26 protein-coding genes are annotated in these 24,694 nt (G+C 48.2%); 18 read left to right on the forward strand and 8 right to left on the reverse strand.

The genetic code is table 11. The features are described 5' to 3' along the window. Window positions 1–54: 54 nt before the first annotated feature. Together N288_RS03070 and N288_RS03080 are read right to left on the reverse strand one after the other, a co-directional pair. Window positions 55–2,592 carry a glycoside hydrolase family 31 protein gene (locus N288_RS03070; protein ID WP_009792246.1) on the reverse strand — a complete coding sequence of 846 codons (2,538 nt, stop codon included), beginning with the start codon at window positions 2,590–2,592 and terminating at the stop codon, window positions 55–57. Window positions 2,593–3,006: 414 nt separating this feature from the next. Beyond that, complete coding sequence (locus tag N288_RS03080) at window positions 3,007–4,530, reverse strand: FAD-dependent oxidoreductase (RefSeq protein WP_022543346.1); 1,524 nt, start codon at window positions 4,528–4,530, stop codon at window positions 3,007–3,009. Between the two features lie 211 nt (window positions 4,531–4,741). Here N288_RS03080 and N288_RS03085 point away from each other — a divergent pair, with 211 nt between their 5' ends. The 8 genes from N288_RS03085 (at window position 4,742) to N288_RS03115 (ending at window position 11,451) form a co-directional block, all read left to right on the forward strand. Continuing rightward, the gene (locus N288_RS03085) at window positions 4,742–4,993 is read left to right on the forward strand and encodes a hypothetical protein (protein WP_009792243.1); all 252 of its coding nucleotides are present in this window, start codon (window positions 4,742–4,744) and stop codon (window positions 4,991–4,993) included. Then, window positions 4,993–6,111 carry a GerAB/ArcD/ProY family transporter gene (locus N288_RS03090; protein WP_009792242.1) on the forward strand — a complete coding sequence of 373 codons (1,119 nt, stop codon included), beginning with the start codon at window positions 4,993–4,995 and terminating at the stop codon, window positions 6,109–6,111. Before N288_RS03085 ends, N288_RS03090 begins: the two co-directional genes overlap by 1 nt. After that, complete coding sequence (locus N288_RS03095) at window positions 6,105–7,697, forward strand: spore germination protein (protein WP_035401833.1); 1,593 nt, start codon at window positions 6,105–6,107, stop codon at window positions 7,695–7,697. The genes N288_RS03090 and N288_RS03095 overlap by 7 nt, the downstream gene beginning before the upstream one ends. Further along, the gene (locus N288_RS03100) at window positions 7,694–8,878 is read left to right on the forward strand and encodes a Ger(x)C family spore germination protein (protein WP_009792240.1); all 1,185 of its coding nucleotides are present in this window, start codon (window positions 7,694–7,696) and stop codon (window positions 8,876–8,878) included. Before N288_RS03095 ends, N288_RS03100 begins: the two co-directional genes overlap by 4 nt. Before the next feature lie 97 nt (window positions 8,879–8,975). Continuing rightward, window positions 8,976–9,590 (forward strand): general stress protein, encoded by a 615-nt coding sequence (locus N288_RS03105; RefSeq protein WP_009792239.1) that lies wholly within the window; start codon window positions 8,976–8,978, stop codon window positions 9,588–9,590. 93 nt (window positions 9,591–9,683) lie between these two features. Further along, on the forward strand, window positions 9,684–10,061 hold the full coding sequence (locus N288_RS25615) for a phosphotransferase (RefSeq protein WP_022543348.1): 378 nt from the start codon (window positions 9,684–9,686) through the stop codon (window positions 10,059–10,061). Further along, window positions 9,971–10,582: an aminoglycoside phosphotransferase family protein gene (locus N288_RS24205; protein WP_083783077.1), complete on the forward strand. Its 612-nt coding sequence runs from the start codon at window positions 9,971–9,973 to the stop codon at window positions 10,580–10,582. Before N288_RS25615 ends, N288_RS24205 begins: the two co-directional genes overlap by 91 nt. A gap of 59 nt (window positions 10,583–10,641) precedes the next feature. Continuing rightward, complete coding sequence (locus N288_RS03115; RefSeq protein WP_022543349.1) at window positions 10,642–11,451, forward strand: Fpg/Nei family DNA glycosylase; 810 nt, start codon at window positions 10,642–10,644, stop codon at window positions 11,449–11,451. Between the two features lie 293 nt (window positions 11,452–11,744). Here N288_RS03115 and N288_RS25330 read toward each other — a convergent pair whose 3' ends face one another. Then, window positions 11,745–11,897: a hypothetical protein gene (locus tag N288_RS25330; protein ID WP_009792235.1), complete on the reverse strand. Its 153-nt coding sequence runs from the start codon at window positions 11,895–11,897 to the stop codon at window positions 11,745–11,747. 148 nt (window positions 11,898–12,045) lie between these two features. On the opposite strand from N288_RS25330, the gene shc reads away from it, so the two are divergent. Then, window positions 12,046–13,932: a squalene--hopene cyclase gene (gene shc, locus N288_RS03120; RefSeq protein ID WP_022543350.1), complete on the forward strand. Its 1,887-nt coding sequence runs from the start codon at window positions 12,046–12,048 to the stop codon at window positions 13,930–13,932. Between the two features lie 15 nt (window positions 13,933–13,947). Here shc and N288_RS03125 read toward each other — a convergent pair whose 3' ends face one another. Further along, the gene (locus N288_RS03125) at window positions 13,948–14,448 is read right to left on the reverse strand and encodes a hypothetical protein (RefSeq protein ID WP_009792232.1); all 501 of its coding nucleotides are present in this window, start codon (window positions 14,446–14,448) and stop codon (window positions 13,948–13,950) included. A 211-nt stretch (window positions 14,449–14,659) separates the two neighbouring features. Between N288_RS03125 and N288_RS03130 the strand changes: the two genes are divergently transcribed. The 5 genes from N288_RS03130 to N288_RS03150 all read left to right on the forward strand — a co-directional run bounded on the left by N288_RS03130 (window position 14,660) and on the right by N288_RS03150 (window position 18,206). Then, entirely contained in the window at window positions 14,660–15,004 is a 345-nt protein-coding gene (locus tag N288_RS03130; protein WP_009792231.1) for a lmo0954 family membrane protein, read from the forward strand. A gap of 24 nt (window positions 15,005–15,028) precedes the next feature. Beyond that, window positions 15,029–15,676 (forward strand): PspA/IM30 family protein, encoded by a 648-nt coding sequence (locus tag N288_RS03135; RefSeq protein ID WP_009792230.1) that lies wholly within the window; start codon window positions 15,029–15,031, stop codon window positions 15,674–15,676. Window positions 15,677–15,800: 124 nt separating this feature from the next. Beyond that, on the forward strand, window positions 15,801–16,541 hold the full coding sequence (liaF, locus tag N288_RS03140) for a cell wall-active antibiotics response protein LiaF (RefSeq protein WP_009792229.1): 741 nt from the start codon (window positions 15,801–15,803) through the stop codon (window positions 16,539–16,541). Continuing rightward, window positions 16,538–17,581, forward strand: a complete 1,044-nt coding sequence (locus tag N288_RS03145; protein ID WP_009792228.1) for a sensor histidine kinase — start codon at window positions 16,538–16,540, stop codon at window positions 17,579–17,581. Before liaF ends, N288_RS03145 begins: the two co-directional genes overlap by 4 nt. Next, complete coding sequence (locus N288_RS03150; protein ID WP_009792227.1) at window positions 17,574–18,206, forward strand: response regulator transcription factor; 633 nt, start codon at window positions 17,574–17,576, stop codon at window positions 18,204–18,206. The genes N288_RS03145 and N288_RS03150 overlap by 8 nt, the downstream gene beginning before the upstream one ends. Before the next feature lie 575 nt (window positions 18,207–18,781). Here the strand turns inward: N288_RS03150 and N288_RS03155 are convergent. Beyond that, complete coding sequence (locus tag N288_RS03155) at window positions 18,782–19,501, reverse strand: tryptophan-rich sensory protein (RefSeq protein ID WP_009792225.1); 720 nt, start codon at window positions 19,499–19,501, stop codon at window positions 18,782–18,784. A gap of 108 nt (window positions 19,502–19,609) precedes the next feature. Between N288_RS03155 and N288_RS25620 the strand changes: the two genes are divergently transcribed. The 3 genes from N288_RS25620 to abc-f all read left to right on the forward strand — a co-directional run bounded on the left by N288_RS25620 (window position 19,610) and on the right by abc-f (window position 21,971). After that, window positions 19,610–19,744, forward strand: a complete 135-nt coding sequence (locus tag N288_RS25620; protein WP_009792224.1) for a hypothetical protein — start codon at window positions 19,610–19,612, stop codon at window positions 19,742–19,744. 26 nt (window positions 19,745–19,770) lie between these two features. Further along, window positions 19,771–19,905 carry an RAxF-45 family protein gene (locus N288_RS25625; protein ID WP_009792223.1) on the forward strand — a complete coding sequence of 45 codons (135 nt, stop codon included), beginning with the start codon at window positions 19,771–19,773 and terminating at the stop codon, window positions 19,903–19,905. A 182-nt stretch (window positions 19,906–20,087) separates the two neighbouring features. Then, the gene (gene abc-f, locus N288_RS03165; protein WP_009792221.1) at window positions 20,088–21,971 is read left to right on the forward strand and encodes a ribosomal protection-like ABC-F family protein; all 1,884 of its coding nucleotides are present in this window, start codon (window positions 20,088–20,090) and stop codon (window positions 21,969–21,971) included. A 45-nt stretch (window positions 21,972–22,016) separates the two neighbouring features. On the opposite strand, the gene cotJC is transcribed toward abc-f, so the two are convergent. Genes cotJC through N288_RS03180 form a run of 3 tightly spaced genes read right to left on the reverse strand, consistent with a single transcriptional unit; the run spans window position 22,017 to window position 23,073 of the window. Next, a complete protein-coding gene (cotJC, locus tag N288_RS03170) occupies window positions 22,017–22,586 on the reverse strand; it encodes a spore coat protein CotJC (protein WP_009792220.1) in 570 nt (189 codons plus the stop codon). 12 nt (window positions 22,587–22,598) lie between these two features. Next, window positions 22,599–22,865, reverse strand: coding sequence for a spore coat protein CotJB (locus N288_RS03175; protein ID WP_022543351.1), 267 nt, complete (start codon window positions 22,863–22,865; stop codon window positions 22,599–22,601). Then, window positions 22,858–23,073: a spore coat associated protein CotJA gene (locus N288_RS03180; RefSeq protein ID WP_035401830.1), complete on the reverse strand. Its 216-nt coding sequence runs from the start codon at window positions 23,071–23,073 to the stop codon at window positions 22,858–22,860. Before N288_RS03180 ends, N288_RS03175 begins: the two co-directional genes overlap by 8 nt. Window positions 23,074–23,320: 247 nt before the next feature. Here N288_RS03180 and N288_RS03185 point away from each other — a divergent pair, with 247 nt between their 5' ends. Beyond that, window positions 23,321–24,646, forward strand: coding sequence for a polysaccharide biosynthesis protein (locus N288_RS03185; RefSeq protein ID WP_009792216.1), 1,326 nt, complete (start codon window positions 23,321–23,323; stop codon window positions 24,644–24,646). The last annotated feature ends 48 nt before the right edge of the window (window positions 24,647–24,694 follow it).

The raw sequence follows: 24,694 nt of genomic DNA on the forward strand, positions 1-24,694 counted from the left end.
CACCTCTTTCAAAAAAGAAGGGCTAATCCCTGTCAGATTAGCCCCCTAGATCTTTTAGAATTTAATTTGAACCTTTTTGCCTTCTGCTGCAGGCACATTTACATACAATGTTTTTGAGTTTGTTTCATAAAAATAAGATTCTTTTGTTTGTGTCATTTCTTCCAGTGAGAAGACGGCGCGGTATTTCTTGCCGGCTGCCTGGATGCGCTTAGGCGCTTTCTCATTATTAAGCTTCAATGTCACCTGCTGGAGAGTTGAATCGTAGTTATCAGTCTCTTTCTTTTGGGTGAATTCGATCTTATTCGGTTTTTCATTCAGTGTAAAGTTTGTGATATCAAATTCACCGTCCTGATGGTCGAGTGATTTGCCGTCATCTTCATAGAAGCTGTAGCTTGCTTCTTTGTCCAAATAGGTGTCGAGCACCAGGTTTGTCAGTTCCTTTTCTCCTGTATACTGCTGGACTTCACGTGTTGGAATGATGCTGTCTTTTTTCACGAAAATCGGCAGATGCTCTAATGGGGCGCTGACATTGATTGTCTGTCCGCCTTTATATTCCTTCTTGGTCCAGAAGTCCACCCATGTGTCGCCTTTTGGCAGATATACATCGCGGCGTGTCTGTCCTTCTTTTACGACAGGGGCAAGCATCATAGAGTCGCCGAACATGAACTGGTCAGCAATGTCATATGTGTTGGCATCTTCCTGGTAGTGATAAACAAGCGGCTGCTGGACCGGCTTGCCTGTCTCGGAGGAATCCTTGAAGGCATTATAAAGATAAGGCATCAGCTGGTAGCGCATTTCAATATACTTCTTGGCGATTCCTTCAACCTCAGGCCCGAATGCCCATGGCTCCTGTCCCTGCTTTACTTCTGCTTTGGCGTCTGAATCATAATGGATACGGGAGAAAGGAAGGAAGGCTCCAACCTCGATCCAGCGTGTATAAAGTTCTTTATCTGGGCGGGAAGCAAATCCGCCAATATCATTACCGACGAAGGAAACACCGGATAAGCCTAGGTTCATATTCATCGGCAGGCTCATCTGAAGATGCTCCCAATTGCTTTCATTATCTCCTGTCCACAGTGCTGCATAGCGCTGGGAGCCGGCAAACATGTCACGCGTCAGGACAAACGGACGCTCATTAGGCTTATGCATGGCCCAGGCATTGTATGTTGCTTCTGCCTCGTCATGGCCATAAAGATTATGGTATTCCGTGTGCATGATTTTGTCATCTTCATATCCGAAATAAGTATCAAGCGGCATTGTATGATTATACTCTCCGCCATCCACAAAGACTGCAGGCTCATTCATATCATTCCAGATGCCGTCGATTCCTGCATCGAACAGGACGTTATGGTTTTTGGCCCACCAGTCCCGCACTTCCTCTTTGGAGAAATCAGGGAAAGCAGAGTCGCCAGGCCAAACTGGGCCAATGAAGTTTGTGCCATCCGGATTTTTGCCCCAGAAGTCTTTGGCAGTGCCTTCCTGATAGATTTTGTAATTTTCATCCTGCTTGACCGCAGGGTCGTTGATGGCAATAGCATGGAAGCCTTCCATTGATTTCAGCTTTGAAAGGGCATCTTTATATTTCTGATCCCAAGTGAAGACCCTGTAGCCCTGCATATAATCGATATCAAAATGCATGGTATCAAGCGGGATATTTTTATCTCGGTAGGTTTGGGCCACATCGGTAATTTCATCGGCGGTATAGCCCCATTTGCTCTGGTGCAGTCCCAATGTCCATTCGGCTGGCATGTCCATTTTGCCTGTCAGTTCAGTATACCGGTCAAGCACATCCGAAATTTCCGGTCCATACATAAAGTAATAGGTAAGCGGTCCGCCGTTGGCATAGAAGTAGTAATAGTCATCTGACTCGCTTGCCATTTCATAGTAAGAGCGGTAGGAGTTATCAAAAAGGATCCCGTAGGCTTTTTTGTCTTTCAGGCCCATAAAGAATGGAATGCTTGTATAAACATATTTTGTATCCTTTGTATAAGCATAAGCATCAGTATTCCACATCCCGATGCTTTCGCCGCGCTGGTTCATATTCAGGCCGGCCTGTTCGCCGAAGCCGTAGAAGTTCTCGCCCTTTTCGGTTTTCTTGAAAACATATGGCTTTCCATCTTCATAGCCGGATGAGGCACCGTTTTGAAGATAATCTTCATTGATTACTTGGCCCTCTTTATCAAGGAATTTCACCCCGAATGGCGACTTGCTTACTTTAATGGTCAGCTCGCCGGTTTTGATGGTATATTCTTTTTTGCCGTCTTCAGTGCTGAAGAGAGGAGTTTTCCAATCCTTCTTTGCAATGGCAGGAGTTTCTTCTTCTTTCTGGCCGTCCTTTAAGACAGAAACTTTGACAAGGTCTTCTGAATAAATACGTATAAATGCTTCATAATCGCCAAGGTCGAATTGGACCCCATTTTTAAGCTTTTTCACACTCTTGGCTGAAAGAGTCTGAAGGTTCTCCTTTTTGAGCGGAGTGTCAGCCTCAGGCTGTGTGACTGCAAGCGCACCTGGTATGCTTGCAGATAGTGCGACACCGGCAGCGATTGCCGCGGCAGCCAGCATCCGGAGGGTTTTCCTGGACTTTGCCATATGTATCTCCCCAATTCTGTATAGTTTTTACAACCTGACTTTAGAGGAGAACATGGAGGTGGTCAATACTTGTATATACAACTAAACAGATGAAGTCATTGGACCCAGAAGCCCCAGAAATGCTGCTGTGAAATCGTTTGCGTCACTTCGTGAAAGCGTTTTGCTGATTGATGCAAAATGAATCCTTTACACTAAGCCTTTACAGTTTGTCATATTAAAGGGGACTTATGGGTCAAATCCTGTAATATAGTAAAAAAAGGATTGGAACAGAGGAGAAGAGGGAAAGAGTAGAATTTGTTTGATGCGGGAGTTGGAAGTGGAAAAGAAGTGCCGGATTATCTTTTTGAAGCCCCAGCCAGTACCCGATGGCAGGCAGAAAGCCCCCGCAGCAGCCAGCCGCAGGAGTTTCCCAAATCATTCACCCTGGATTTTTTTAAGCGGAGTTTCTGCCGGGCCTTCGACAACTTCTCCTGTGTAAGAAAAGCGCGAGCCGTGGCACGGGCAGTCCCAGGTCCGTTCGCCATTATTCCATTCACATTCGCAGCCCATATGTGTACAGGTGGTGTCGACGATATGAAGGGCTCCTTCTTTATCCCGGTAGGCCCCGGCCCTTTTGCCATTTACGATGACAGGTGCACCGTGGTCCGGTTCAATATCATCGAGCTCGGCAGGGATATATTCGAGCTTCCCTTTAATCAGCTGGCCTGCAACATCGGTATTGAATTTAATGAATTCCTTGATGCTTGGATCGGCTTTAAATCGGGAAGGGGTGAATACTTCCTTATAAGGACTTTCCTTTTTGGCAATAAAATCATTCAGCAAATGGGCAGCCGCAATTCCGTTCGTCATCCCCCATTTACGGTAGCCGGTGGCAACATAAATGTTCGAGGCATTTTCAGTGATTGGGCCAACATACGGGATCTTATCCAATGTGATTAAATCCTGTGCAGACCATCTGTATGGATACTCCTCTATGCCCATAACCTCCTCTGCGAATTCCTCCAAAGCCTCGTAATGCTTAAGAGTATCCGATTCGTGCCCGGTTTTGTGGCTGTCACCGCTGATAAGGACCAGCTTCTCGCCATTTACCGGTGTATAACGCAGTGAGCGTGTCGGCTGATCGGCACTGTAGTACATCCCGCCCGGATATTCCTCACGGGTCTTCACAGCCACAATATAGGATCTTTCCGGCTCCATTCTCGCAAAATAAAAGCCCTTGCCATCATAGAATGGGAAGTGTGAGGCGACAATCACATGCTTGGCTGTAACGGTTTGGCCATTCTTTGTTTTAACTGAGGCAGGCTGTCCTTCCTCAATATCGACAGCTGTTGTATTTTCATACACTTTGCCGCCTGCTGCTGTAAATTCCTCAAGAAGCACCTTCAGGAATTTCAAAGGGTGAAATTGTGCCTGCCCCTTCATGACTGCTGCCCCTTTGATGTCTATGTTAAATGGGATGCTATCAGCAAAGCTGCTGTCGATTCCAAGCTTCTGGTAGGCTTCATATTCCTTTTGCACCTTGCCGGCAGCCTGGTCGGAAACCGCATAGATATAAGCGTCCTCCATGCTGAAGTCACAGTCGATCTTTTTTTCCTCGACAAGGTTTTTTACAAAAGTGATTGCTTCTGCATTCGCCTGATAATAAAGCTTCGTTTTGTCTTCACCAAAGTGGCTGATCAGCTCATCATAGATGACTCCGTGCTGGGCGGTCAGTTTGGCAGTTGTATGCCCCGTTGTTCCGTTGAGGACGTTTCCTGCTTCAAGGATCGCTACCTTAAATCCCTCTTTTGCGAGAAGGTAGGCAGCGGTGATTCCTGTAATTCCTCCGCCGACGATTGCGACATCAGTCTCGATATTTTCATTAAGCGCCTCATAGGATGAGAGCGGGGTTTCCCTCCAGTACGGCTCCGGAAATTGCGGCATTTGTGAATGATTCATATCTTTCCTCCTCAGGTTTTTCTTCTAGTAGATAATCTTTCCTTTCCAAGGGGGGCATATTCGTTCTTCTGCATAGCTGCTGTAAATTTCATACCCTTTTGGGCCGGAAGATAATCGCAGGAAAAAGAGTTGCGGCAGGGACGGAATTATTGGATAAAATAAGCAGCAAACTTAAATACTAGAAATGCAACTTTAAAATGGATGGGAAGATATGATGGTCACTCTTTCGTTTATATTGGTTTCCACAGGCTTGTTTGTGCTGACTCTTCTCTTTGATTTATTTGTTTTTAAAAGTACAGTCACTGAAGCAATTCTGAATATTTTTTATGCCGAAATAGCTGCAGGAAGGGTCATTGCATTGTTTGTTTTTTTCCTCGGCATGGGTTCCAGCCTGTTTATCGACATAAGGCTTTATAAAAATAAAAAAGCTGAAAAAGCACAGTCGAAGGGAAGTGGGAGCTGATGTTAAAAGAAAGTATATCGCTCAGCCAGCTGATGACGCTGGTCATCAATTTCCTGCTCGGCAGTGCGATTATCATTGGTGTCGGCAAAGGCGCAGAGCAGGATGCCTGGATAGCCATGGTCATTTCTACAGGATTTGGAATGGGAATTGTCTACTTTTACTGGTTCCTGATCAGCCGACTTCCCGGAAAAAACCTTTATGAAATTATGGAGCACTGCTTTAAGCGCTATCTTGTCATTCCAATGGCATTACTATATGTCATTTATTTTCTCTACATATCCAGCAGGGTGGTGAGGGATTTTGGCGAGCTGATCGCGTCTGCCATTCTTCCCAATACGCCAATTGAAATGATATCCCTTACCATCGCTTTGACGATGGGCTATATCCTTTACCTTGGCATTGAAGTGCTTGGGCGGACATCTGAAATTTTCTCTCCATATGTGGTGCTGTTTGTGCTATTGCTGACGATTTTCCTGCTGGCAAGCGGAAACCTGGAATTCAGCCGGATCGAGCCGGTCCTTGGCGAGGGCATCATGCCTGTGGCCAAAGCTGTTTTTCCTTCGCTGTTTGTATTTCCATTCGGCGAGCTTATCGCCTTTACGGTCATCCTCGGAAAAGTCACCAGCTTCAAATATGTCAAAAGAGTCTCATTAATGGGAACAGCGATTGCCGGGCTGTTGCTGACCCATGCGACCATCCTTATGGTCATGACTCTTGGATCTGATGCGATGGTACGATCCAATTTTCCGATGCTCAGTGCGGCAAGGCAGGTTTCCATCGGCAATTTCATTGAGCGGATCGATGCCCTCGTCGTTTTCATTATGATGCTTGGCATCCTGATAAAAGGCTCGGTCTTTCTTTTTGGCGCGCTGAAAGGGCTGGAATACGTTTTCCGGCTGCCCTATCGATACTTTGCCCTTCCTATGTCAGCGGTCGTGTCCCTGTTTTCTGTACTGATTTCAGTCAATTTTGCCGACCATCTGGAGGAAGGGCTTGTTGTAGTCCCTTATTTTGTTCATTTGCCGATGCAATTCGGCATTCCATCTGTCCTCCTGGCTGTCTTGCTATGGAAAAACCGAAGCCGGAAGCGTTCCGGGAAAAATGGGGTGAAATGTTGAAACGCATTAAAACACTCAGCCGCATAAAAAGAGTCGAAATAGAGAGGGAGGAAAAGACTGAAAAGGAAACTGGCGATAAGAGCCTTGACAGCTATGAGCTAGAAGAACTTAAAGAGGAATTATCCTGCCGTTTCGGGGCTTCAGCCGATCTGAAAATTGAAGAACTCAAGGCCGGAGCGGCTGATGCCCTTCTTTTTTATTTGGAAACCATGATCGACAGCAATGTGCTTAAGGAAATCATTCATTCAATTGCCAAAGAGCCAGGAACTGATACAAAGGTAAAAACCATTGATGATGTCAAGGGCTACGGCAAAGAGCATTTCGGAGGATCAGGCTATAAGCTTGCAGAGACAGTCTCGCAAATGACTGACTTTATGCTTTCGGGAAGCATTATCCTTGCTTTTAAAGGTGTACCCCGGGCCATTTCCATTCCTGTTCCCACCACGGAAAGCCGGTCGATAGCTGAACCAAGCACTCAGACAGTCGTCAGGGGGCCTAAGGATGGATTTGTAGAAACTTTATCGGTAAACGTCAGTCTGATCCGCAGGAGGATCAAGAATCCCAGGCTTCAATTTGAGGAATTTACTATCGGAAATGACACGCGCACAACGGTCTTTATCAGTTATATGAAGGATATTGCCGACAGCGGGATTGTCGAGGAGGTCCGCAAACGGCTGAAAAAGATTGATACGGGCGCGATTTTTGAAACAGGGAATATTGAAGAACTGATTGCAGATAAAACGGCCACTCTATTTCCGTTGGCCCTCAACACCGAGAGGCCTGATGCAGTAGCGGCCAATCTGCTGGAGGGAAAAGTGGCCATCCTTTGTGACGGAACGCCATTTGTGCTGCTCGTGCCTGCGGTGCTGGTCGACTTTTTTTCCGTCTCAGAAGACTATTACCAAAACTTCCTGATGGGAACATTCATCCGTTTTATCCGCTATATTTCGTTTATGATTGCACTTATCACGCCTTCCCTGTATGTCGGCATTCTTACCTTTCACCATGAACTGCTTCCGACCACGCTGCTTTTGAGTGTAATCGCGCAGCGGGAAGGGGTGCCGTTCCCGGCTGTGATTGAAGTTCTGCTGATGGAAATCACCTTTGAAATCCTGCGTGAGGCAGGCGTCAGAATGCCGCGCGCTGTCGGGCAGACGGTATCGATCGTCGGAGCGCTCGTCATCGGGCAGGCTGCAGCCGAGGCGGGGATCATATCCAATATTATGGTCATTATCGTTGCCATCACAGCCATTGCCAATTTTGTTTCACCCACATACAGCTTCGCCAATGCCTCGAGGCTGCTGAGATTCCTGCTGATCATCACAGCTGCTTTCCTTGGCCTGTATGGAGTCCTGATTGTGCTTGTTCTGATGGTGGCTCACTTAAGCGCTCTCCGTTCCTTTGGAGTTCCTTATCTGGCCCCAGTAGCCCCGTTTATCATTGAAAGCCAGAAGGATGTGTTCTTCCGCTTTCCTTTCTGGAGCATGAATAAAAGGCCAAGCTATTTGAAGCCGCAAAAAGAAGAGAAGCAGCCTAAGACCGGCTCCCCTTCTCCGCCTCCGATGAATGGGGGTCATGGGAAATGAAAAAAATCATAGCTGTTATGGCTTTGTGCTGCCTGCTGACTGGATGCTGGGACCAAAAGGAGCTGGCAGAGGTTACCGTAATTACCGGTATGGCTGTGGACAAGGGGAAAGATGAAAAATACTACCTGTCTGTAGAAGGCATTAATGCTGCGGAGCTGAATAACCGGACTGCCGGCGGTAATGCACCTTCGATTGTGTATGGGAAGGAAGGGAATTCCCTGTCCGAATTGACGAACCAAATGAGTGAGGGCATTTCGCGAAACCTGGTCTATTCGCATATGAGGACTTTGATCATCAGTGAAGAAGTGGCGGAGGACGGGATGCTGGAGTTTCTGGATTACCTGGAGCGCAATAGGGAGATGCGGGATGATTTTAATATCGTTATTTCAAGGGGAGTAAGGGCCGAAGAAGTGCTGAAGGTGACGTACCAGTTCCAAAAGTCCACTTCCCTTAAGCTCCATACACAGCTGGACACGATGGAAGAAACCTGGGGAGGCGACCCCGGCGTGAGGCTGAATGATGTGATCAGCGCCTGGACGTCCCCTGGCCGGCAGCCGGTCATGGCTGCTGTTGCCATTAAGGGGGATCCGGAAAAGGGATCGAGTGTAGAGAATATGAAGAAAGTAACACCGGATGCGCTGGTTGTGCTGGATTCGCTTGCAATTTTTGAAGGCGGCAGGCTGGATGGTTTTCTAAGTCTTGAGGATGCTCGGAATTACCTCTGGACACAGGACAAGATTAAGAGTACAAGCCTAACAATAAGCTGCGGGGAAAACCGCTACATCGACATCAGAATCTATAATACAACAACAAAGACAAAAGCAAGGATTGAGGACGGCAAGGCGAAAGTTAAGATCGACATAAGAGGGGAGAGTTATTTGGAGGGCACCCAATGCGCTGATTCAGTCGACTCTGTATCAACTTATGAAGATTATGAGGAGAAGACAGAGAACCACATTGAAAAAATCGTTGCAGATACTATCAGAAGAGTGCAAAAAGAAGACAAAGCAGATATCTTCGGATTCGGTGATGTGGTCAGAAGAAAAGATTATAAACACTTCCACGAGATAGAAGCCGATTGGGACCAATACTTTTCTGAGGCGGATGTCGAGGTGACCGCTCTCATTAAAATGAGAAGGACGGGGATCAGAACCAAATCATTCTTATCAGAGACCAACTAGCTAATGTTTACAGGATGCGCCTGCGGGTAAAATCACTCTATAGGCTCGCCTGAAAAGCTTGTCTATTTATCTTAGCTTATTAAGGAGGCAAAAGATAATGGCAGAAGAACAGAAGCATATAGTAGGCGTTTATGATACACAAAGTGAAGCCATTGAAGCTGTAGAGGAATTAAGGGCCCAAGGCTATGACACAAAGGATATTTCAGTGGTAGGGAAAAATGATGATGACGTGGAAGCAGTAACAGAGCAGACAGGGACGAAGGCGGAAGAAGGCCTTGCTGCCGGAGCTGCTGCCGGAGGTACGCTCGGCGGACTTGCAGGACTGCTGGCAGGAGCCGGAGCCCTTGCCATCCCGGGCATCGGTCCGGTGCTCGCCGCAGGACCCCTTGCAGGAGCACTCACAGGGGCAGCTGCCGGAGCCGGACTTGGAGGGCTTACAGGAGCCCTCGTCGGTATGGGGATTCCGGAAGATGATGCCGAGCATTACAGCGGCCAAATCAAGGAAGGCAAAATACTGGTGTTTGTTGACGGCAGATCGGACAAGCTGCGTGAGCAGAAAATGAATCCTGGTGAAGCTGGCATGCCGGACAATGAACCAGTTATGCCGGTCGACAACGTCTATGTTCCCCCTCAAGGGACAAGGTCGCCTGTCTCAGATGACCCGGAAATTGTAAAAGACAGAATGAAGGTCGACAACAATAAAATGTATTAAAGAAAGGGCACCCGCTGCAAAGGGTGCCTTTTTTCTGACGTTGAAAAACGAAGGGGCCAATAGTATAACTAAGGAAAAAGGAAGGGGATGTATATGAATCAGCCGTGGAGTGGAGAAATATCCATTGCTTCCCTTGAGGCAAGGGAACTTCTGTTAAGCCAGTTTCCTGAACTGGCGCCTGCTGAGGTGGAGCACTTTGGAGAAGGCTTTGATAACAGAGTGTTTTTAGTCAATGATGAATATGTATTCCGCTTTCCGCGGAAAGCGGCAGCAGAAGAGCTGCTGAAGACAGAAAGCCGGATACTGCCTGAGCTCCGCATTGCTGCCGGAGTCGATTTTCCTGTGCCAGTATATAGCGGAAAACCTGATAAAGGCTATCCGTGTTTTTTTTCCGGCTACAGAAAGATCAGCGGATCAGCTCCAGCAGGCCCGGGGGGAAAGAGTCTGCCAGCAGGCTGGCTGAATTCCTGAAGCAGCACCACTCCTTTCCTATTAAAAAAGCTAAGGAACTTGGCGTCCCGTTTGATACATACAACAGGCTTGATATGGAAACAAGGCTTGTGAAAATGGAAGAGTACGCCGAAAAAGGGAAAGCCGCTGGAATCCTTAAGGAGGAAGAAAGCCTTTTTTCTTATATCAAAAAAGCCATACCCATAAAAGTGGAATGTGATCCAGTTCTTGTGCACGGCGATCTGCATATAAGAAATATCCTGGCCGATCCTGAAGGGGAAATCAGCGGAATCATTGACTGGGGCGATGTTCATCTCGGCAATCCGAGCATTGACCTTTCCATTGCGTACAGCTATCTCCGGCCGGATGCCAGGGAAGAGTTTTTTGGGGCATATGGAGAACCTGGGCCCGAAGCAAGGGATCTCGCAAGATTCAAAGGCATCTATACAGCCTTGCTGCTTGCGGTATATGCCCATGACCGCGGGGATGCAGTTCTAGTTGGCGCTGCAAGTGACAGCCTGGTTCTGGCGCTGGCTGACTGAACGGGTACATGAAGATCCCCTTTTCATTTCATACTAGTTATATGAAAGGGGGCCATCTTATGCCCGAGCTTCCTGAAATGGAAACCTGCCGCCAGCTGCTGGGCCGTCAGCTGACGGGGCTTATGATCACAGAGGCCGAAATCAACAGAGAAAAATCTATCAATGTTCCGCCGGCAGAATTTATCAGGCAGGTGCAGAACAGCACAATCACAAGCATCGATAGGCGCGCCAAGCATCTGATCTTCCGGCTCAGCTCCGGAAAAAATCTTCTCCTCCATCTGATGCTTGGAGGATGGATGTATCTTGGCAATGACGAAGATAATCCTGACAGGACAAAGCAGGTGATCCTGTCATTTGGCAGCAGGAAGCTGTACTTCATCGGCCTGCGGCTCGGCTACCTGCATCTGCTGACTGCACAGGAGCTGGAGAAAGAATTCGAAGAGCTGGGACCGGAACCTTTGGATCCTGGATTTACGGCAGCCTCATTTGCCCAGTTATTGGAGAAAAAACGTGGAATGCTCAAGACATCGCTTGTGAACCAGCATTTCATTGCAGGAATCGGAAACTGCTATTCAGATGAAATCTGCCACCAGGCCGGACTTTTGCCGATGAGGAAAATCGAGGAGCTCAGCGAAATGGAGAAGAGCAGACTGTATCCGGCAATGAAAACAGTGTTTGCAAACGCAATCCAGAGCGGAGGCTATATGGATGAGCCGCTTTTTAAAGGCGATCTGATAACCGGCGGTTATAATGAACGCTGCATGGTATATGACAGAAAAGGGGAAAGCTGCCTCCGCTGCGGCTCACAGATCGTAAAGGAAGAGATTTCATCACGGAAAACCTTTTATTGTCCAGGCTGCCAGTCGTGAATTCTTTTTTATATGCGTAAAAATAGCCCAGGGAGGAGGTCCTTGGGCTTTTTATGTTTTTACATGAATTGGCGGCCCGATTTTTAAGGCAGGCTGGCGTTTTCTAATTGATGAGCCGGTTAATTTACCAGCTTAAAGATTTTTTCGATCAATTCGCGGAATAATCTACCGAATTTCCTTCTTTTTTAATCAAATGAAAAGATAATCTACCAAGTCCAGCTTACAGCCTATTTCGCCGCCCTGAAGACCTGCATCATCCAGCTCGGCGCTGGACCATATGTCGAGCTGCCCCTTTATTTGATTTCCTCACTAGTTTCCTCCGGCGCCGGGTCGACCGTAACAGAATCATGGGTGTGCATGGCGGCACGCAGATAATGGATGAACATGCCGCCAACTAGCCCCAGGCAAAGGATAAAGCCGGCAGTAATGATCCATGAAAGAAGCATATGTCCTCCCCCTTTCTTATAGTTGTCCTCACTGAACTATATGCAGGGGCATGAAAGATATTGCCTATCGGCCAGAAGCTGCTTCAGAATCTGACAGGCTTCTCCTGAATACATATTTATGAAGAATAGAAATAAGGGGGCGGGCTGCATGCAGCTGGTGAAAAGCGAAATTGAACGTTTAAAGCAGCAGCTTTTAAGTGAGCAGACACCGGACGGTTCCTGGAATCATCCTTTTGATACAGGGTGCATGACCGATATTTATATGATTGTCCTTTTGCGGACGCTTGAGGAAGAGGATGAGGAAGAGCTGATCAAAGAGCTGGCAAAGGGAATCCTGAGCCGGCAGGGAAAGGACGGGGCATGGCGGCTTTTCCATGACCATCATGAAGGGAGCCTTTCACTAACGATTGAGGCCTATTACGCGCTCCTCTACTCAGGGTATTATGAGAAAAATCATCCTGCTCTGGTGAAGGCAAGAAGGGTGATTACAAAAGGAGGGGGCCTGAAGAAGGCAGGAATGTATACGAAAATCATGCTTGCCTTGACAGGGCAGTATCCATGGCCCCTTCTTTTTCCGGTCCCGATGGAAGTGATCCTCCTGCCGAGAAGCTTTCCGCTCAATATGTATGATATTTCGGTCTTTGGCCGCTCCAATCTGATTCCGGTCATTCTTCTGGGCAATAAAAAATTCAGCAGAAAGACGGCCTTGAGCCCGGATCTTGGCGATTTATCCGTCAGGGATGATGATGATCCATGGCCGGAGCTGAGGAGTGCAGAATGGAGGAGCTTAACTTCTTTTCTTGCCGCCGGGGTTAAGGCGCTTGTGGGCATTCCGCGTCAGATCCGGGCATGGTCGATAGAAAAAGCGAGGGAATATATGCAGTCGCATACAGAGCCGGACGGGACGCTTTATAATTATTTCAGCAGCACATTTTATATGATTTTTGCTCTGCTGGCATTGGGAGGCGGCCCGGAGGAACCCGCGATCAGAAATGCTGTTGCCGGCTTGAAGCGGATGACTGTAAAAGCCGACGGCCGTACGCATATTCAATATACAACAGCTGCTGTCTGGAATACAGCACTGATCAGCCATGCCCTTCAGGAAGCAGGCGTCCCTCCGAAAGAGAATGCCATCCAAAAAGCCAACCAGTATCTGGCGGGCCAGCAGCATCGCCGGTTTGGGGACTGGATTGTCCATAATACAAAGGCAGAGCCGGGCGGCTGGGGATTTTCGCGTTTCAATACAATCAATCCTGATGTGGATGACACAACCGCCGCCCTGAGAAGCCTTTACCAGCCTGCCCGGGAAAAGCCGCATTATGATGATATATGGAAAAAGGGTCTTCTTTGGACACTGTCTATGCAGAACAGGGACGGGGGCTGGCCTGCGTTTGAAAGGAATGTCGATAAGAAGCTGCTGCATCTCCTTCCCATCCAGGGAGCAGAGTTTATCCTGACCGATCCCTCAACTGCCGACCTGACGGGGAGGACTCTTGAATTCCTTGGCAAGGCCGGCTATGCGGATGCTTCTCTTCCGCCTATCAAAAAAGCGGTCAAGTGGCTCAAAAAGCATCAGGAACCGAATGGATCCTGGTATGGCCGCTGGGGAATCTGCTATATATACGGAACCTGGGCGGCAGTAACCGGAATGGCGGCTGTTGGTGTCACATTAGAGGATAAAAGCATGAAAAAAGGGATCGACTGGCTTTTGTCCATCCAGAATGAAGATGGCGGCTGGGGAGAATCCTGCCGGAGCGATATGGAGAAAAAGTATATCCCGCTGAAGGAAAGCACCCTCACCCAGACCGCATGGGCCGTTGATGCCCTTGCTGCTGCCGGAATGGCGGATAGCACGCCATCAAGGAAAGGGGCTGCCTTCCTGGTGAGGGAAGGCAAGCGCAAGGATTGGACTGCCGATTATCCAATGGGTCAGGGGATGGCCAATTTCTTTTATATTCATTACCACAGCTACCGCTGTATATGGCCGCTCCTGGCCTTGAGCCATTATATAGAAAAAAGTGAAGCCCCGGACTGAAATCCGGGGCTTTATCTATTCAACCTTCCATTGGCAATCATCAGTAGAATCAACCTTCTTGTCTCTGATAATCCGGTAAAAGGCTTTGCCGTCACTTGGATTGCCGTCAGGGAAATCCATCGGGAATAGAGCGAAGAACACAAAATAAAAAGAGAAATAGATAAATTGGTACCAAAGCAAAGATGCTTCAAGTACGCCTGAGCCGATCAGGTAGTTGATAAGAAAGATACTGATCATGTTGAAGAGTGTGCCGCCAAGATATATAAAAGAGAGGCTGATTTTATTTTCGTACTTCAGGCTTTGGAACTCACAGCCGCTATACCAGAAGTAGAACCGCTTTATCTCAAAGTATTTAAAAGAAAATAAACTTTTACCGCAGCCGATAATGACTTTAAGGCCCTTCCCTCCAAAGATTCCGGCGAAAAAAACATGTCCGGCCACATGGATGAGTGTCACGATAGGAAGAACAATAAAAAATGCCTGCATAAACTTTACAAAATCATCGAAGCCAAACACATTGGTGTCCTCCTGATTGTCTCAATTGTAATTCCTCCTTTATCTACCCTTCCTGCCAGCACAATAACAGGTTTTCCCCTTCCAATATTTACGCCTTCCGCAAAGTCTGACCAGCTCCTAAGCCCCAGGTCCTATATGAAAATAAAGCTCAGGCTCGTTATAGGATTTTGGCTGGAAAGGTAAGATGGAAACATGAAAGGAGGAAACGTACATGAAAAAATTTGGCTTACTTTTAGCAGGGGGAATCGCAGGGCTGGTGCTTCTATCCAATTTGGGGCCGATGATCGGCCTGGCCATCTCATTGCTGATTCTATACTTCGTATTCAAGCAGTTCCTGAAGGCTGATTCAACAGGGGCAAAAATCGGCTGGGGCATTGTCGGGGTGTTCGCCCTCACGGCAGCTGCCTCCAATATTCCGGCCATCCTCGGAATTGCCGCTGCTTACATCCTTTATGTGATCTATAAAAAGTGGAATGACAAGAAAACATTTGTCAAAGAAGACCAGGACCCATTCACTAACTTTGAAAAAGAATGGTCAAAAATCAATCAATATTAATCTGAAAACGAAAGGGAGATTATTATGGCAAACTTATTTACCAGACTGAAAAATACCATCATGGCAGATCTGCACGAGGCAATGGACCAGAAAGAGCAGAAGAATCCGGTATCACTTCTTAACCAGTACCTGCGCCAATGCGAGCAGGAAACAGAGAAAGTCCGCAAGCTCCTTGAGCGCCAGTATTCTCTGAAAGAGGAATTTGCAAAAGAATATAAGGGAGCGGCTGAATTGGCTGAAAAGCGCAAGCGCCAGGCAGAAGTTGCTTCAGAGGCAGGGGAGACAGAATTATCCCAATTTGCAGTCCAGGAACAGCTTCAATATGAAGAGCGGGCTGTAAGGCTGAAGCAGGCTCTCGAGCAGGCTTCCCAGCAGCTGGTTGAGCTGGAAAGAAAATATGAAGAGATGAAGCATAAGCTGAAGGATATGCATATCCGCCGCCTTGAGCTCATGGGAAGGGAAAATGTGACCAGGGCCAACCGCAAGATGGACCAGGTGATTGACAGCAGCTCCCAATCAGGCAAAGCTGAATCCAGGTTTGAAAATATCGAGTCATATCTTGACCGGCTTGAGCAGAAGGTGAACGATGCCTACTATCAGAGCACAATCGATTCAAAAATCGCCCAGCTTGAAAAAGATATGAAAAAGAAAGAAACTCATTCTATTTCATAAAACAAACTGGTATTCTAAAGAGGCGTAGAGTTCCTGCGCCTTTTTTCGCCATTATGCTGAAACAGCTTACAATAGAGAACCGCGTACATCATGCGCCAGTCATCATGAAGGGAGGAAATGATCAATGCTTAAAAAAATCAAAAGCGAATATATCAGCTGGATTCTATTGCTTGGTGCCCTTGTCCTTTTTCTGGAGGTATCTTTTTTTAATCACGGGCTGATTTTCTCCCTTCTGGTTTCGATTGGAATGGTGTATTTCGGAAGGAAACGCCTTCCCCACAGCTCCGGAAAAATCCTCTTCTGGGCAGGACTTGCCTTCTTTGTCATCAGTGTCTTCAATATGATGACCTTCAAATTTTTCCTGCTGGCCATCCTGATCCATTTTGTCATCCAATATGCGCAGTCCAAGCGGGACGCCGACCGCATCAGGCCGGTCATCAAGGAAGCAGATCCTTTTGATTCAAAGCCGAGTGAAGAGATCATCAAAGGGCGCCCGCTTTTTGAAAACATTCTATTCGGGCGGCAGAAAACGCCTGAGCATGTATATGAATGGAGCGACATCAATATCCAGGCCGGCATCGGCGATACGATCATCGATTTGAGCTATACGGTGCTCCCAAAAGGGGAGACGGTCATATTCATCCGCAATTTTATCGGTAATATACAGATCCTTGTTCCGTATGATCTCGAAGTGAATGTGTATCATTCTGTGATTGCCGGATCTGCCGGTATTTTTGATAAACGAGAGCCGCAGATGTTCAATCAGACACTGCAGTTCAAAACACCAGGCTATGAAGAAGCAGAGCAGAAGATTAAGATCTTTACTTCGCTCCTTGTTGGGGATATCGAGGTGAAGCGTGTATGAAGACAATCCAGCGGCAGATTGCGTTAGGACTGTCGGTTGCTCTCCTTGTGTCCATCTTTCTTGGCGTTTCCTATTTTACCGTCTTTCCGCTGGCCGATTGGAGCGGGCTTTGGGAACGGGAGATCATGGATATTCCCTTTCTCCTGTTTGCAGCAAGCATCTGTGCGGCAATCGGCATTCTCTCTGGGCTTGTATCCGGCATCTACAGGAAAAAACAGCTCCAGACGGTTGACGACTGGCTTTACCAGCTGGAGGAAGGCAGGGCCATCAGCCTTCATGATGATAACACCCCTTCAGAGCTCCAGCCCCTATGGATGAGGGTAGGCAAAATCCAGCGGCAGATTTCGGAGCAAGCAAAGATTTCGCAGAAGCTTGCAACAGAAAAGGCAGAGGATCTGGAAAGCCGGATCCAGGAAATCATTTCCCAGGAGCGCAACCGGCTGGCGCGCGAGCTTCATGACTCTGTGAGCCAGCAGCTGTTCGCGGCCTCCATGCTGATGTCTGCCATCAATGAAACACGGAGCCAGGAAGACAGGGAAACCAAGCAGCTGAAAATGGTCGAAGCGATGATCCATCAATCACAGCTTGAGATGCGCGCCCTGCTCCTCCACTTGCGTCCGGCCGCCCTGAAGGGAAAAACACTGCAGGAGGGCATAGAAGAGCTGCTGCTTGAGCTCTCCCAGAAAGTCACCATGAAAATCCAGTGGAAGGTTGAAGAGTTTTTGATGGATAAAGGAGTCGAGGACCATCTGTTCCGGATCCTCCAGGAATCTGTCTCCAATACGCTGCGCCATGCCAAGTCGACCCAGCTTGAAGTGCTGCTGATCCAGAGGGACGGGCTGATCATCATGCGGATTGCCGATGATGGGATCGGATTTGACGTCGAGGAAACGAAGGCAGGCTCTTATGGGATGCAGAATATGTATGAACGGGCTGTGGAGATCGGCGGCTCCCTGAAAATCATCAGCCTCAAAAATAAAGGAACGCGCCTCGAAGTGAAGGTGCCTATGATGAAGAGTGAGGGTGAAGAGAATGATTAAAGTATTATTTGTTGATGACCATGAAATGGTTAGGATCGGTGTATCTTCCTATCTTTCCGCCCAGCCGGATATCGAGGTGATCGGGGAAGCTGACAACGGCCGGACAGCGATTGATCTGGCCCTTGAGCTCCGGCCGGATATTATCCTGATGGACCTGGTTATGAAGGAAATGGACGGAATCGAGGCAACACGTGGAATCATTGAAGCGTGGCCGGAAGCGAAGGTGATTATCGTCACAAGCTTCCTGGATGATGAAAAGGTCTATCCTGCACTTGAAGCAGGTGCTTCCAGCTATATGCTGAAAACGTCCAAGGCAAGCGAGATTGCCGATGCAGTCCGTGCGACCTTCCATGGCCAATCGGTGCTTGAGCCTGAGGTCACAGGAAAAATGATGGTGAAGATGCGGCAGAAGCAGACTGTGCTTCCCCATGAAGAGCTCACGAGCAGGGAAATGGAAATCCTGCTGCTGATGACAGAAGGGAAGACGAACCAGGAAATTGCGGATGAGCTTTTTATTGCCTTAAAGACAGTGAAGACGCATGTCAGCAATATCCTCAGCAAGCTTCAGGTCCAGGACCGGACACAGGCTGTGATTTATGCGTTTAAGCATTCGCTGGCGAACTAACCGGGGATTCTGTTTTTTAAAAAGCTGAAGACTGTAGATAAACTTGAACAAATCATCGAGTTTATTTACAGTCTTCTTTTGCTTATAAATGGGGCTGTTGATTTCCGTTCCAGGCACTTCGCTTTCCGCGGGGCGGCGCTGAGCCTCCTCACGCTTGCGCGCTGCGGGGTCTCAGCCCTGCCGCTACTTCCCGCAGGACGTTGAATCCTCTTCTTCGCAATTGCACCGCACGAGAAAAATGCGCATGCATTTTATGAGGAGTCTTCGTGCCTTCCACTGCAATCAACAGGTCTTCGAAATTTTGTAACAATCCTTCAATCCATATGAATGAGATGTCTCCTAAATGGGGCTGTTGATTTCCGCTGCAGGCACTTCGCTTTCCGCGGGGCGACGCTGAGCCTCCTCACGCTTGCGCGCTGCGGGGTCTCAGCCCTGCCGCTACTTCCCGCAGGAGTCTTCGTGCCTTCCACTGCAATCAACAGGGCTCTATAATTTTATGGGAATTCTTAACTCCCTTGTACACTAGTCTCCCTATAGCCGAAAAACTCCTGCCCACCACCGGGCAGGAGTTTTCATCAATCCCTCTTAAAAGGAATGACTGCAAAAACCAATATAACCGCTGCCAATCCCAGCGCTGTGTAAGATACTGCAGCATGTTCATCCCAGTTCCTGACGGCGATGCCGATGAAGGCCCAGACAAAGACGAGCGGGTATACGGGGTCGCTGTTTTTGATCCGGAATATGATGGCTAGGGCTGAAGCGACGCAGAGCATGATGATTGTCCAGGCGGCATCCGGCAGGCCGAAACCGTCCCAGCCGATATACTCGAGATAATAGCTGATATTTGCAATGACTGCGACGCTGACCCAGCCGAGATAAACGGAGAAGGGCAGCCTGTCGAAGAAGGATGGGCTGGCAGCCTGCAGACGGACATAAAGAAAGATCAAAGTTAGCAGAAGTCCGATCAGCAGCAGGACTGATACAAGGAAGAATTCATAATGCCAGGCAAAAATCCACGCGCTGTTCAGCAGGCAGCTGAGGATAAAGAACAAGCTGGTATTCTCATAAAGCGGAAGGTTCCGCCGGTCCTTTGGAAATTCCCTCAGTACCCAGATCCCCAGCAGTATATAAATAAGTCCCCATATTGAAAATACATAGCCGGCAGGGGTGAACAGCACATCGAGCCGATCCGAGATTTCCCCGGTGGTCTGCCCATTCAAAGGAAGCGCATTTGCCAGTATATTAACGCCCACAACAAGTAAAAAGAAAATAACATGCAGGATGGCACGAAGCATCAATATTTCTCCTCTCTCTATAAATTGAGCATGGTGGCAGGCACCAGCTGCCTATTTACCTTATTCCTCACAGAGGGAGAAGATAACCACTGGGGAGAGCGCTGATCTATGCAAAAGAATGAAAAAGCCCTCAATATCATGCTCCAGCCGGGTGTGGCCGGTCAGCTACTGCTGCACAAGGGAATGTATACCCCTAATAATCAGGCTTGCAAAATGATTCTGACAACGGTAAAATATAGCTAACTATATCAAAGGGAGGTGGAGAAGAGATGAATAACGCTGTTTTGCTGCGCGGAGACTGGATGTCATACCTGTCGATCTGCCGTGCAATTTTTCATGAAGCTGCTGTTAACGGGACAAGTCTGTCCATTTTCAGCAGCTTCATATGGAAAACAAAACGGTGAGAAACATCTCTGATCCGCTTATTTATGAACGGGCAAAAGGGGAGCTTCTTATGGATGCTCCCCTTTTTTTGGCTTTGTCCTGCTATCAGGACGGGTCTGTCATAAAAGCAGGGCCATGGGTGAATTTTTCCCATGGCTTTTTATTATGCAAAAAAATAACTGAAATTTGGAGGAAATGAAAAATGATCGCATGCAGCGGAAATGATATAGCAAAAATGTACGCAGGCACAACAATCTTTGAGGAAGTGGCTTTTGAGATTCATGAAGGGGACCGCGTCGGCCTTGTAGGTAGGAATGGCAGCGGCAAGACAACTTTATTCAAGCTGCTGGCCGGCATCGAAACACCTGATAAAGGCCAGGTCCATTGGAAAAAAGGCACGAGGATTGGCTATCTCTCGCAGATCCCTGAATATCCTGAGCATTTTTCAGGCAGGGATGTACTCCTTCAGGCATTCAAGGAACTGACAGTGGTTGAGAGGAAGATGAAAGAGTGCGAGCAGGCAATGGCCGAGGAAAAAGATGCTAGCAGGCTGGAGCGGTATATCGCAGAGTATGGCGTGCTTCAGGAGCAATTTGCCCACGGCGGCGGCTATGAAATGGAGGCAAGTCTGGCCAGGGTGGCATCTGGCCTGAAGATTGAAGATTTGCTGAGCAAAAGCTTTTCGTCCTTGAGCGGCGGGGAAAAAACAAAAGTATCCCTCGGCTTCACCCTTCTCCAAAATCCTGATTTCCTCCTGCTCGATGAGCCGACTAATCATCTGGATATCGATGCGGTAGAGTGGCTGGGGGTATTTTTAAAAGAATACGATGGAACGGTGATTGTTGTATCCCACGACCGCTATTTCCTGGATGAAATCGCCAATAGGATTTTTGACCTTGAAGATGGGGAGCTCACTTCTTATCAGACCGGCTACAGCGGATTTGTAAAAGAAAAAGAAGAAAGGCTTTTGAGGGAATTCCAGCAGTACGAAGAGCAGCAGAAGAAAATCAAGAAAATGAAGGAAGCCATCAAACGCCTGCGTGAATGGGCCAATCAGGCCAACCCGCCGAATGAGGGGCTGCACAAAAGGGCGAGAAGCATGGAAAGAGCGCTTGAACGGATGGAAAAGCTCGACCGTCCCATCTTGAACCGGAAGAAAATGAATATGGAACTTGATTCTGCCCAGCGGAGCGGCAAGGATGTAGTGGTGGTGAAAGGGGCTTCCAAGCATTTTGGCAGTCAGACGCTTTTTGAAGATGCCTATCTCCATATCCAGTTTCAGGAAAGGACAGCGATTGTCGGCAGCAACGGCAGCGGCAAGTCGACACTCTTGAAAATGATCCTCGGCGAGGTGCCGGCAGATGCAGGCGAGGTGCGGATTGGGAGCAATGTGAAAATAGGCTATCTTTCGCAGCATATCCAGCCTGGCTCGGAAGATGAAACCGTCCTTGAAGCATTCCGGAATGAGGTTTCTGTGGCAGAAGGGGAGGCGCGTAATATCCTGGCAGGCTTCCTGTTCTACGGCCATGCGGTCTTCCGCAGGGTGTCCAAATTGAGCGGCGGTGAAAAAATGCGCCTGCGGCTCGCCCAGCTGATGTACCAGGATATCAACTTTCTGATTCTGGATGAGCCGACAAACCATCTCGACATTGAATCCCGGGAGGTGCTGGAGGAGGCGCTGCAGGACTATAAAGGGACCATTCTCGCAGTCTCGCATGACCGCTATTTCCTGAATAAGCTGTTCACCAGGATCAGCTGGATTGAAAACCGGCAGCTGCTTACCTTTGCTGGCAGCTATGATTGGGCTAAGGGGAAGAAGGCAGAAAAAAAGCAGGCGTCCTTTACAAAAGAAAAGCTTGCGAAAAAGAAGCCGGCAGTGCATCGTGCAGTCCAAAAGGTGAGCAGTGAGAATCCTGAGCAGACCGAAAAAGACATTATGCTGATAGAAGCGGAAATCTCTGCACTGGACGGCAGACTGGAGGCTGAAAAGGATTTGTCTGCCCTGCAAAATATGTTCAGGGAGAAAGAAGAGCTGGAACAAAGAAGAGAAGAATTGTATAGGAAGCTGGAAGAATGCCTTTCATAACAGACAGAAGCCGGATGAGGATCCGGCTTCTTCATTTTGGATCTATTAGAATATCTTCTTTTTATCACGCTCATCCTTCAGGATCTCCACCGCTTCACGGAAGCGCATGCTGTGGACGATTTCCCTTTCCCTCAGGAAGCGGAGGCTGTCATTCAGATCAGGGTCGTCAGAAATGTCGATCAGCCATTGATAGGTTGCCCGCGCTTTTTCCTCTGCCGCGATATCCTCGTACAGGTCGGCAATCGGGTCCCCTTTCGCCTGTATGTAGGAGGCGGTCCATGGGACACCGGCGGCATTATGATAAAACAGTGCACTGTCGTGATTAACATAATGCTCGCCAAGACCCGCTTCCTTCAGCTGTTCAGGGGTGGCGTCCTTGGTCAGCTTGTAAATCATAGTAGCGATCATCTCAAGATGGGCGAATTCCTCTGTTCCGATGTCTGTGAGGAGTCCGATCACTTTTTCCGGGATGGTATAGCGCTGATTCAAGTAGCGGAGGGCAGCCGCCAGCTCGCCGTCTGCTCCGCCGTACTGCTCGATTAAGTACTTCGCCAATGTCGGATTGCATGTGCTTACTTTCACTGGATATTGCAGTTTTTTCTCATAAACCCACATGAAGGATCCTCCTTATACTTGCCAGGGCCAGGGTCCCTGGCTCCATTTCCAGGTGTCGCCGGGGTTGTTGCTGACCCCGAATTGCAGGAGCGGCCCGAATTCTTTTTCGTATCGCTTCTTCAGTTTTCGTGAATAGTCGGAGAACTGCTGGAACTGCTGCAGAGCCTGCCTGTCGCCGGGATGAGTATCGAGGTATAATGTCAGCTCCACAAGCACGAAATCGGCAGCCTGAATCTCATGCATCAGCTGGTAATAGTCACTGCCCATCTGTTTAGCCATGGCCATGGATTCCTTTCTTATAAGGATTATCATAATAATCATAGAGAGGCTTCCAGAGCGTTCCCCTCATCAGGGCTTCGTGGGGCGGGAATTGCTCAAGATTCGGCGGCTGAAAATGCATATATAATTGAGGCGGTGTACTGTAGTATTTGATTTTCAAAGGCGGGCAGGGATCATAAGGGCTGTGGTAGGGACTATAGGCTTTCATGGGGGTAAAATGCACTTCATTCTGATAGTTCAAGCCTTTAACCTCCTTCAGGATAAAACTCGTCATTTCATCTTATGCGGAAAATGGGAGGATATAACTGATGCGAACGGGAAGGCAGGCTCCTTCCTGTTAAAAAGCGGAATCACCAGCGTAATCCTGCATGAGGATAATAATTCATAGACTTGTCTCATATCTTTTAAAAGTATGGCTGCCGGCCAAAGATCGAGAGACAAGGAGAATCTGAACAATGAATTCGTTTTTAAAGGGAACACTCGTGTTGGTAATTGCCTCTTTTTTGGGGGAGTGCATAGAATTTCTGGTCAATATGGTGCTGGCACGGGAATTGGGCGAACAGGGGCTTGGGATGTATATGTCGATTCTTCCAACGATATTCCTTGTAATGCTGCTTGCCAGTTTTGAGCTGCCTATTTCCGTTTCTAAATTCGTCGCGGAAAAAGAAGAAAAATATCATCGGAGCATGCTGGGGCATGCCATCGGGCTGACCATCGTTTTTTCCTCGGTGCTATTTCTTGCCGCGATCGCCATTCTGCCTTTTGTCCCGGTTTTCCAGCACTTCTCTCCGCTGCTCAGATGGCTGGTCATCCTCCTGATTCCGATCATTTCTTTTTCATCGATTGCCCGCGGATTTTTTATGGGGAAGAACGAGATGGGGAAAATTGCCTACACCAGCCTGCTGCGGAAGCTGGTCCAGCTGCTGCTGCTTGTTTTTCTGTATCAGCTCTTTGACTTTAATACAGAAACAGCGATGCTGGTCGCCATCTGTACGTTCATCGGCAGTGAAATCGTCATTTTCCTGTATCTGCTGCATGTGTTTTTTATTCAGTATCATCAGCTGAAGGGACGTCCTTCGGAAAGCCTGAAGGGGGCGGCGGTGAGGAAGAATCTGATGGCTGTGTCCATCCCGACGACTGCTTTGCGTGTATTCCATTCTATTACACATGCCATACAGCCATTTTTGATAAAAGCTGCACTTGTGCAGGCCGGCCTCAGCCAGGAGATGGCACTCGGGCAATTTGGGATGCTGACGGGAATCGCCATGGCCATCGGCTTTTTTCCTGCTTTTATTGCCCATTCCTTTTTGATCATGCTGATTCCGGCAGTGTCCAAGGCCCAGGCACGCAGCGAAACGGGTGTGCTCATCGGGCTGCTGAAGCAGGTGATGCTGATTACGGCCATCTATGGCATTCCTGCAGCTGCTGCCATCTATTTCTTTGCGGAGCCGCTGACAGAAACATTTTTCCATTCCTCGGATGCCGCTGTATATCTGATGCTGCTGTGCCCTTATTTCCTGCTCCATTATTTTGTCATTCCCATGCAGGCTTATCTGATCGGACTCGGTCTGATGAAGGATGCTTTTATCCATACTGTCTGGTCCACGCTCGTTTCGTTTTCGATCATGTATTTCCTCGGCGGGAGGCTTGGGATGGACGGCATTATCATCGGCATGAATACAGGGATTATGCTGCTGACATTCATGCATTACCTGACCATATGCAAAAGAATCGGCATCACCTTCTGGACTCTTAAGGCTGACAGGCCGGGGATTCTCTAAAAGGATTTTCCAGCACAATGGAGAATTGATAGGTGGAAGGGAGAGAAG

The organism is Bacillus infantis NRRL B-14911, assembly GCF_000473245.1.
Lineage (GTDB): Bacteria > Bacillota > Bacilli > Bacillales > Cytobacillaceae > Bacillus_AB > Bacillus_AB infantis.

What these genes read in the sequence shown, in the direction of transcription:
- N288_RS25620 (WP_009792224.1), top strand. Translation starts at nt 19,610, where the DNA reads ATGCAAAAGAATGAAAAAGCCCTCAATATCATGCTCCAGCCGGGTGTG.
- N288_RS03070 (WP_009792246.1), bottom strand. Translation starts at nt 2,592, where the DNA reads ATGGCAAAGTCCAGGAAAACCCTCCGGATGCTGGCTGCCGCGGCAATC.
- N288_RS03130 (WP_009792231.1), top strand. Translation starts at nt 14,660, where the DNA reads ATGAAAAAATTTGGCTTACTTTTAGCAGGGGGAATCGCAGGGCTGGTG.
- shc (WP_022543350.1), top strand. Translation starts at nt 12,046, where the DNA reads ATGCAGCTGGTGAAAAGCGAAATTGAACGTTTAAAGCAGCAGCTTTTA.
- abc-f (WP_009792221.1), top strand. Translation starts at nt 20,088, where the DNA reads ATGATCGCATGCAGCGGAAATGATATAGCAAAAATGTACGCAGGCACA.
- N288_RS03185 (WP_009792216.1), top strand. Translation starts at nt 23,321, where the DNA reads ATGAATTCGTTTTTAAAGGGAACACTCGTGTTGGTAATTGCCTCTTTT.
- liaF (WP_009792229.1), top strand. Translation starts at nt 15,801, where the DNA reads ATGCTTAAAAAAATCAAAAGCGAATATATCAGCTGGATTCTATTGCTT.
- N288_RS03150 (WP_009792227.1), top strand. Translation starts at nt 17,574, where the DNA reads ATGATTAAAGTATTATTTGTTGATGACCATGAAATGGTTAGGATCGGT.
- N288_RS03175 (WP_022543351.1), bottom strand. Translation starts at nt 22,865, where the DNA reads ATGGCTAAACAGATGGGCAGTGACTATTACCAGCTGATGCATGAGATT.
- N288_RS03090 (WP_009792242.1), top strand. Translation starts at nt 4,993, where the DNA reads ATGTTAAAAGAAAGTATATCGCTCAGCCAGCTGATGACGCTGGTCATC.
- N288_RS03105 (WP_009792239.1), top strand. Translation starts at nt 8,976, where the DNA reads ATGGCAGAAGAACAGAAGCATATAGTAGGCGTTTATGATACACAAAGT.
- N288_RS03155 (WP_009792225.1), bottom strand. Translation starts at nt 19,501, where the DNA reads ATGCTTCGTGCCATCCTGCATGTTATTTTCTTTTTACTTGTTGTGGGC.
- N288_RS03135 (WP_009792230.1), top strand. Translation starts at nt 15,029, where the DNA reads ATGGCAAACTTATTTACCAGACTGAAAAATACCATCATGGCAGATCTG.
- N288_RS03095 (WP_035401833.1), top strand. Translation starts at nt 6,105, where the DNA reads ATGTTGAAACGCATTAAAACACTCAGCCGCATAAAAAGAGTCGAAATA.
- N288_RS03115 (WP_022543349.1), top strand. Translation starts at nt 10,642, where the DNA reads ATGCCCGAGCTTCCTGAAATGGAAACCTGCCGCCAGCTGCTGGGCCGT.
- N288_RS03100 (WP_009792240.1), top strand. Translation starts at nt 7,694, where the DNA reads ATGAAAAAAATCATAGCTGTTATGGCTTTGTGCTGCCTGCTGACTGGA.
- N288_RS25625 (WP_009792223.1), top strand. Translation starts at nt 19,771, where the DNA reads ATGAATAACGCTGTTTTGCTGCGCGGAGACTGGATGTCATACCTGTCG.
- N288_RS25615 (WP_022543348.1), top strand. Translation starts at nt 9,684, where the DNA reads ATGAATCAGCCGTGGAGTGGAGAAATATCCATTGCTTCCCTTGAGGCA.
- cotJC (WP_009792220.1), bottom strand. Translation starts at nt 22,586, where the DNA reads ATGTGGGTTTATGAGAAAAAACTGCAATATCCAGTGAAAGTAAGCACA.
- N288_RS03145 (WP_009792228.1), top strand. Translation starts at nt 16,538, where the DNA reads ATGAAGACAATCCAGCGGCAGATTGCGTTAGGACTGTCGGTTGCTCTC.
- N288_RS25330 (WP_009792235.1), bottom strand. Translation starts at nt 11,897, where the DNA reads ATGCTTCTTTCATGGATCATTACTGCCGGCTTTATCCTTTGCCTGGGG.
- N288_RS03085 (WP_009792243.1), top strand. Translation starts at nt 4,742, where the DNA reads ATGATGGTCACTCTTTCGTTTATATTGGTTTCCACAGGCTTGTTTGTG.
- N288_RS03080 (WP_022543346.1), bottom strand. Translation starts at nt 4,530, where the DNA reads ATGAATCATTCACAAATGCCGCAATTTCCGGAGCCGTACTGGAGGGAA.
- N288_RS03180 (WP_035401830.1), bottom strand. Translation starts at nt 23,073, where the DNA reads ATGAAAGCCTATAGTCCCTACCACAGCCCTTATGATCCCTGCCCGCCT.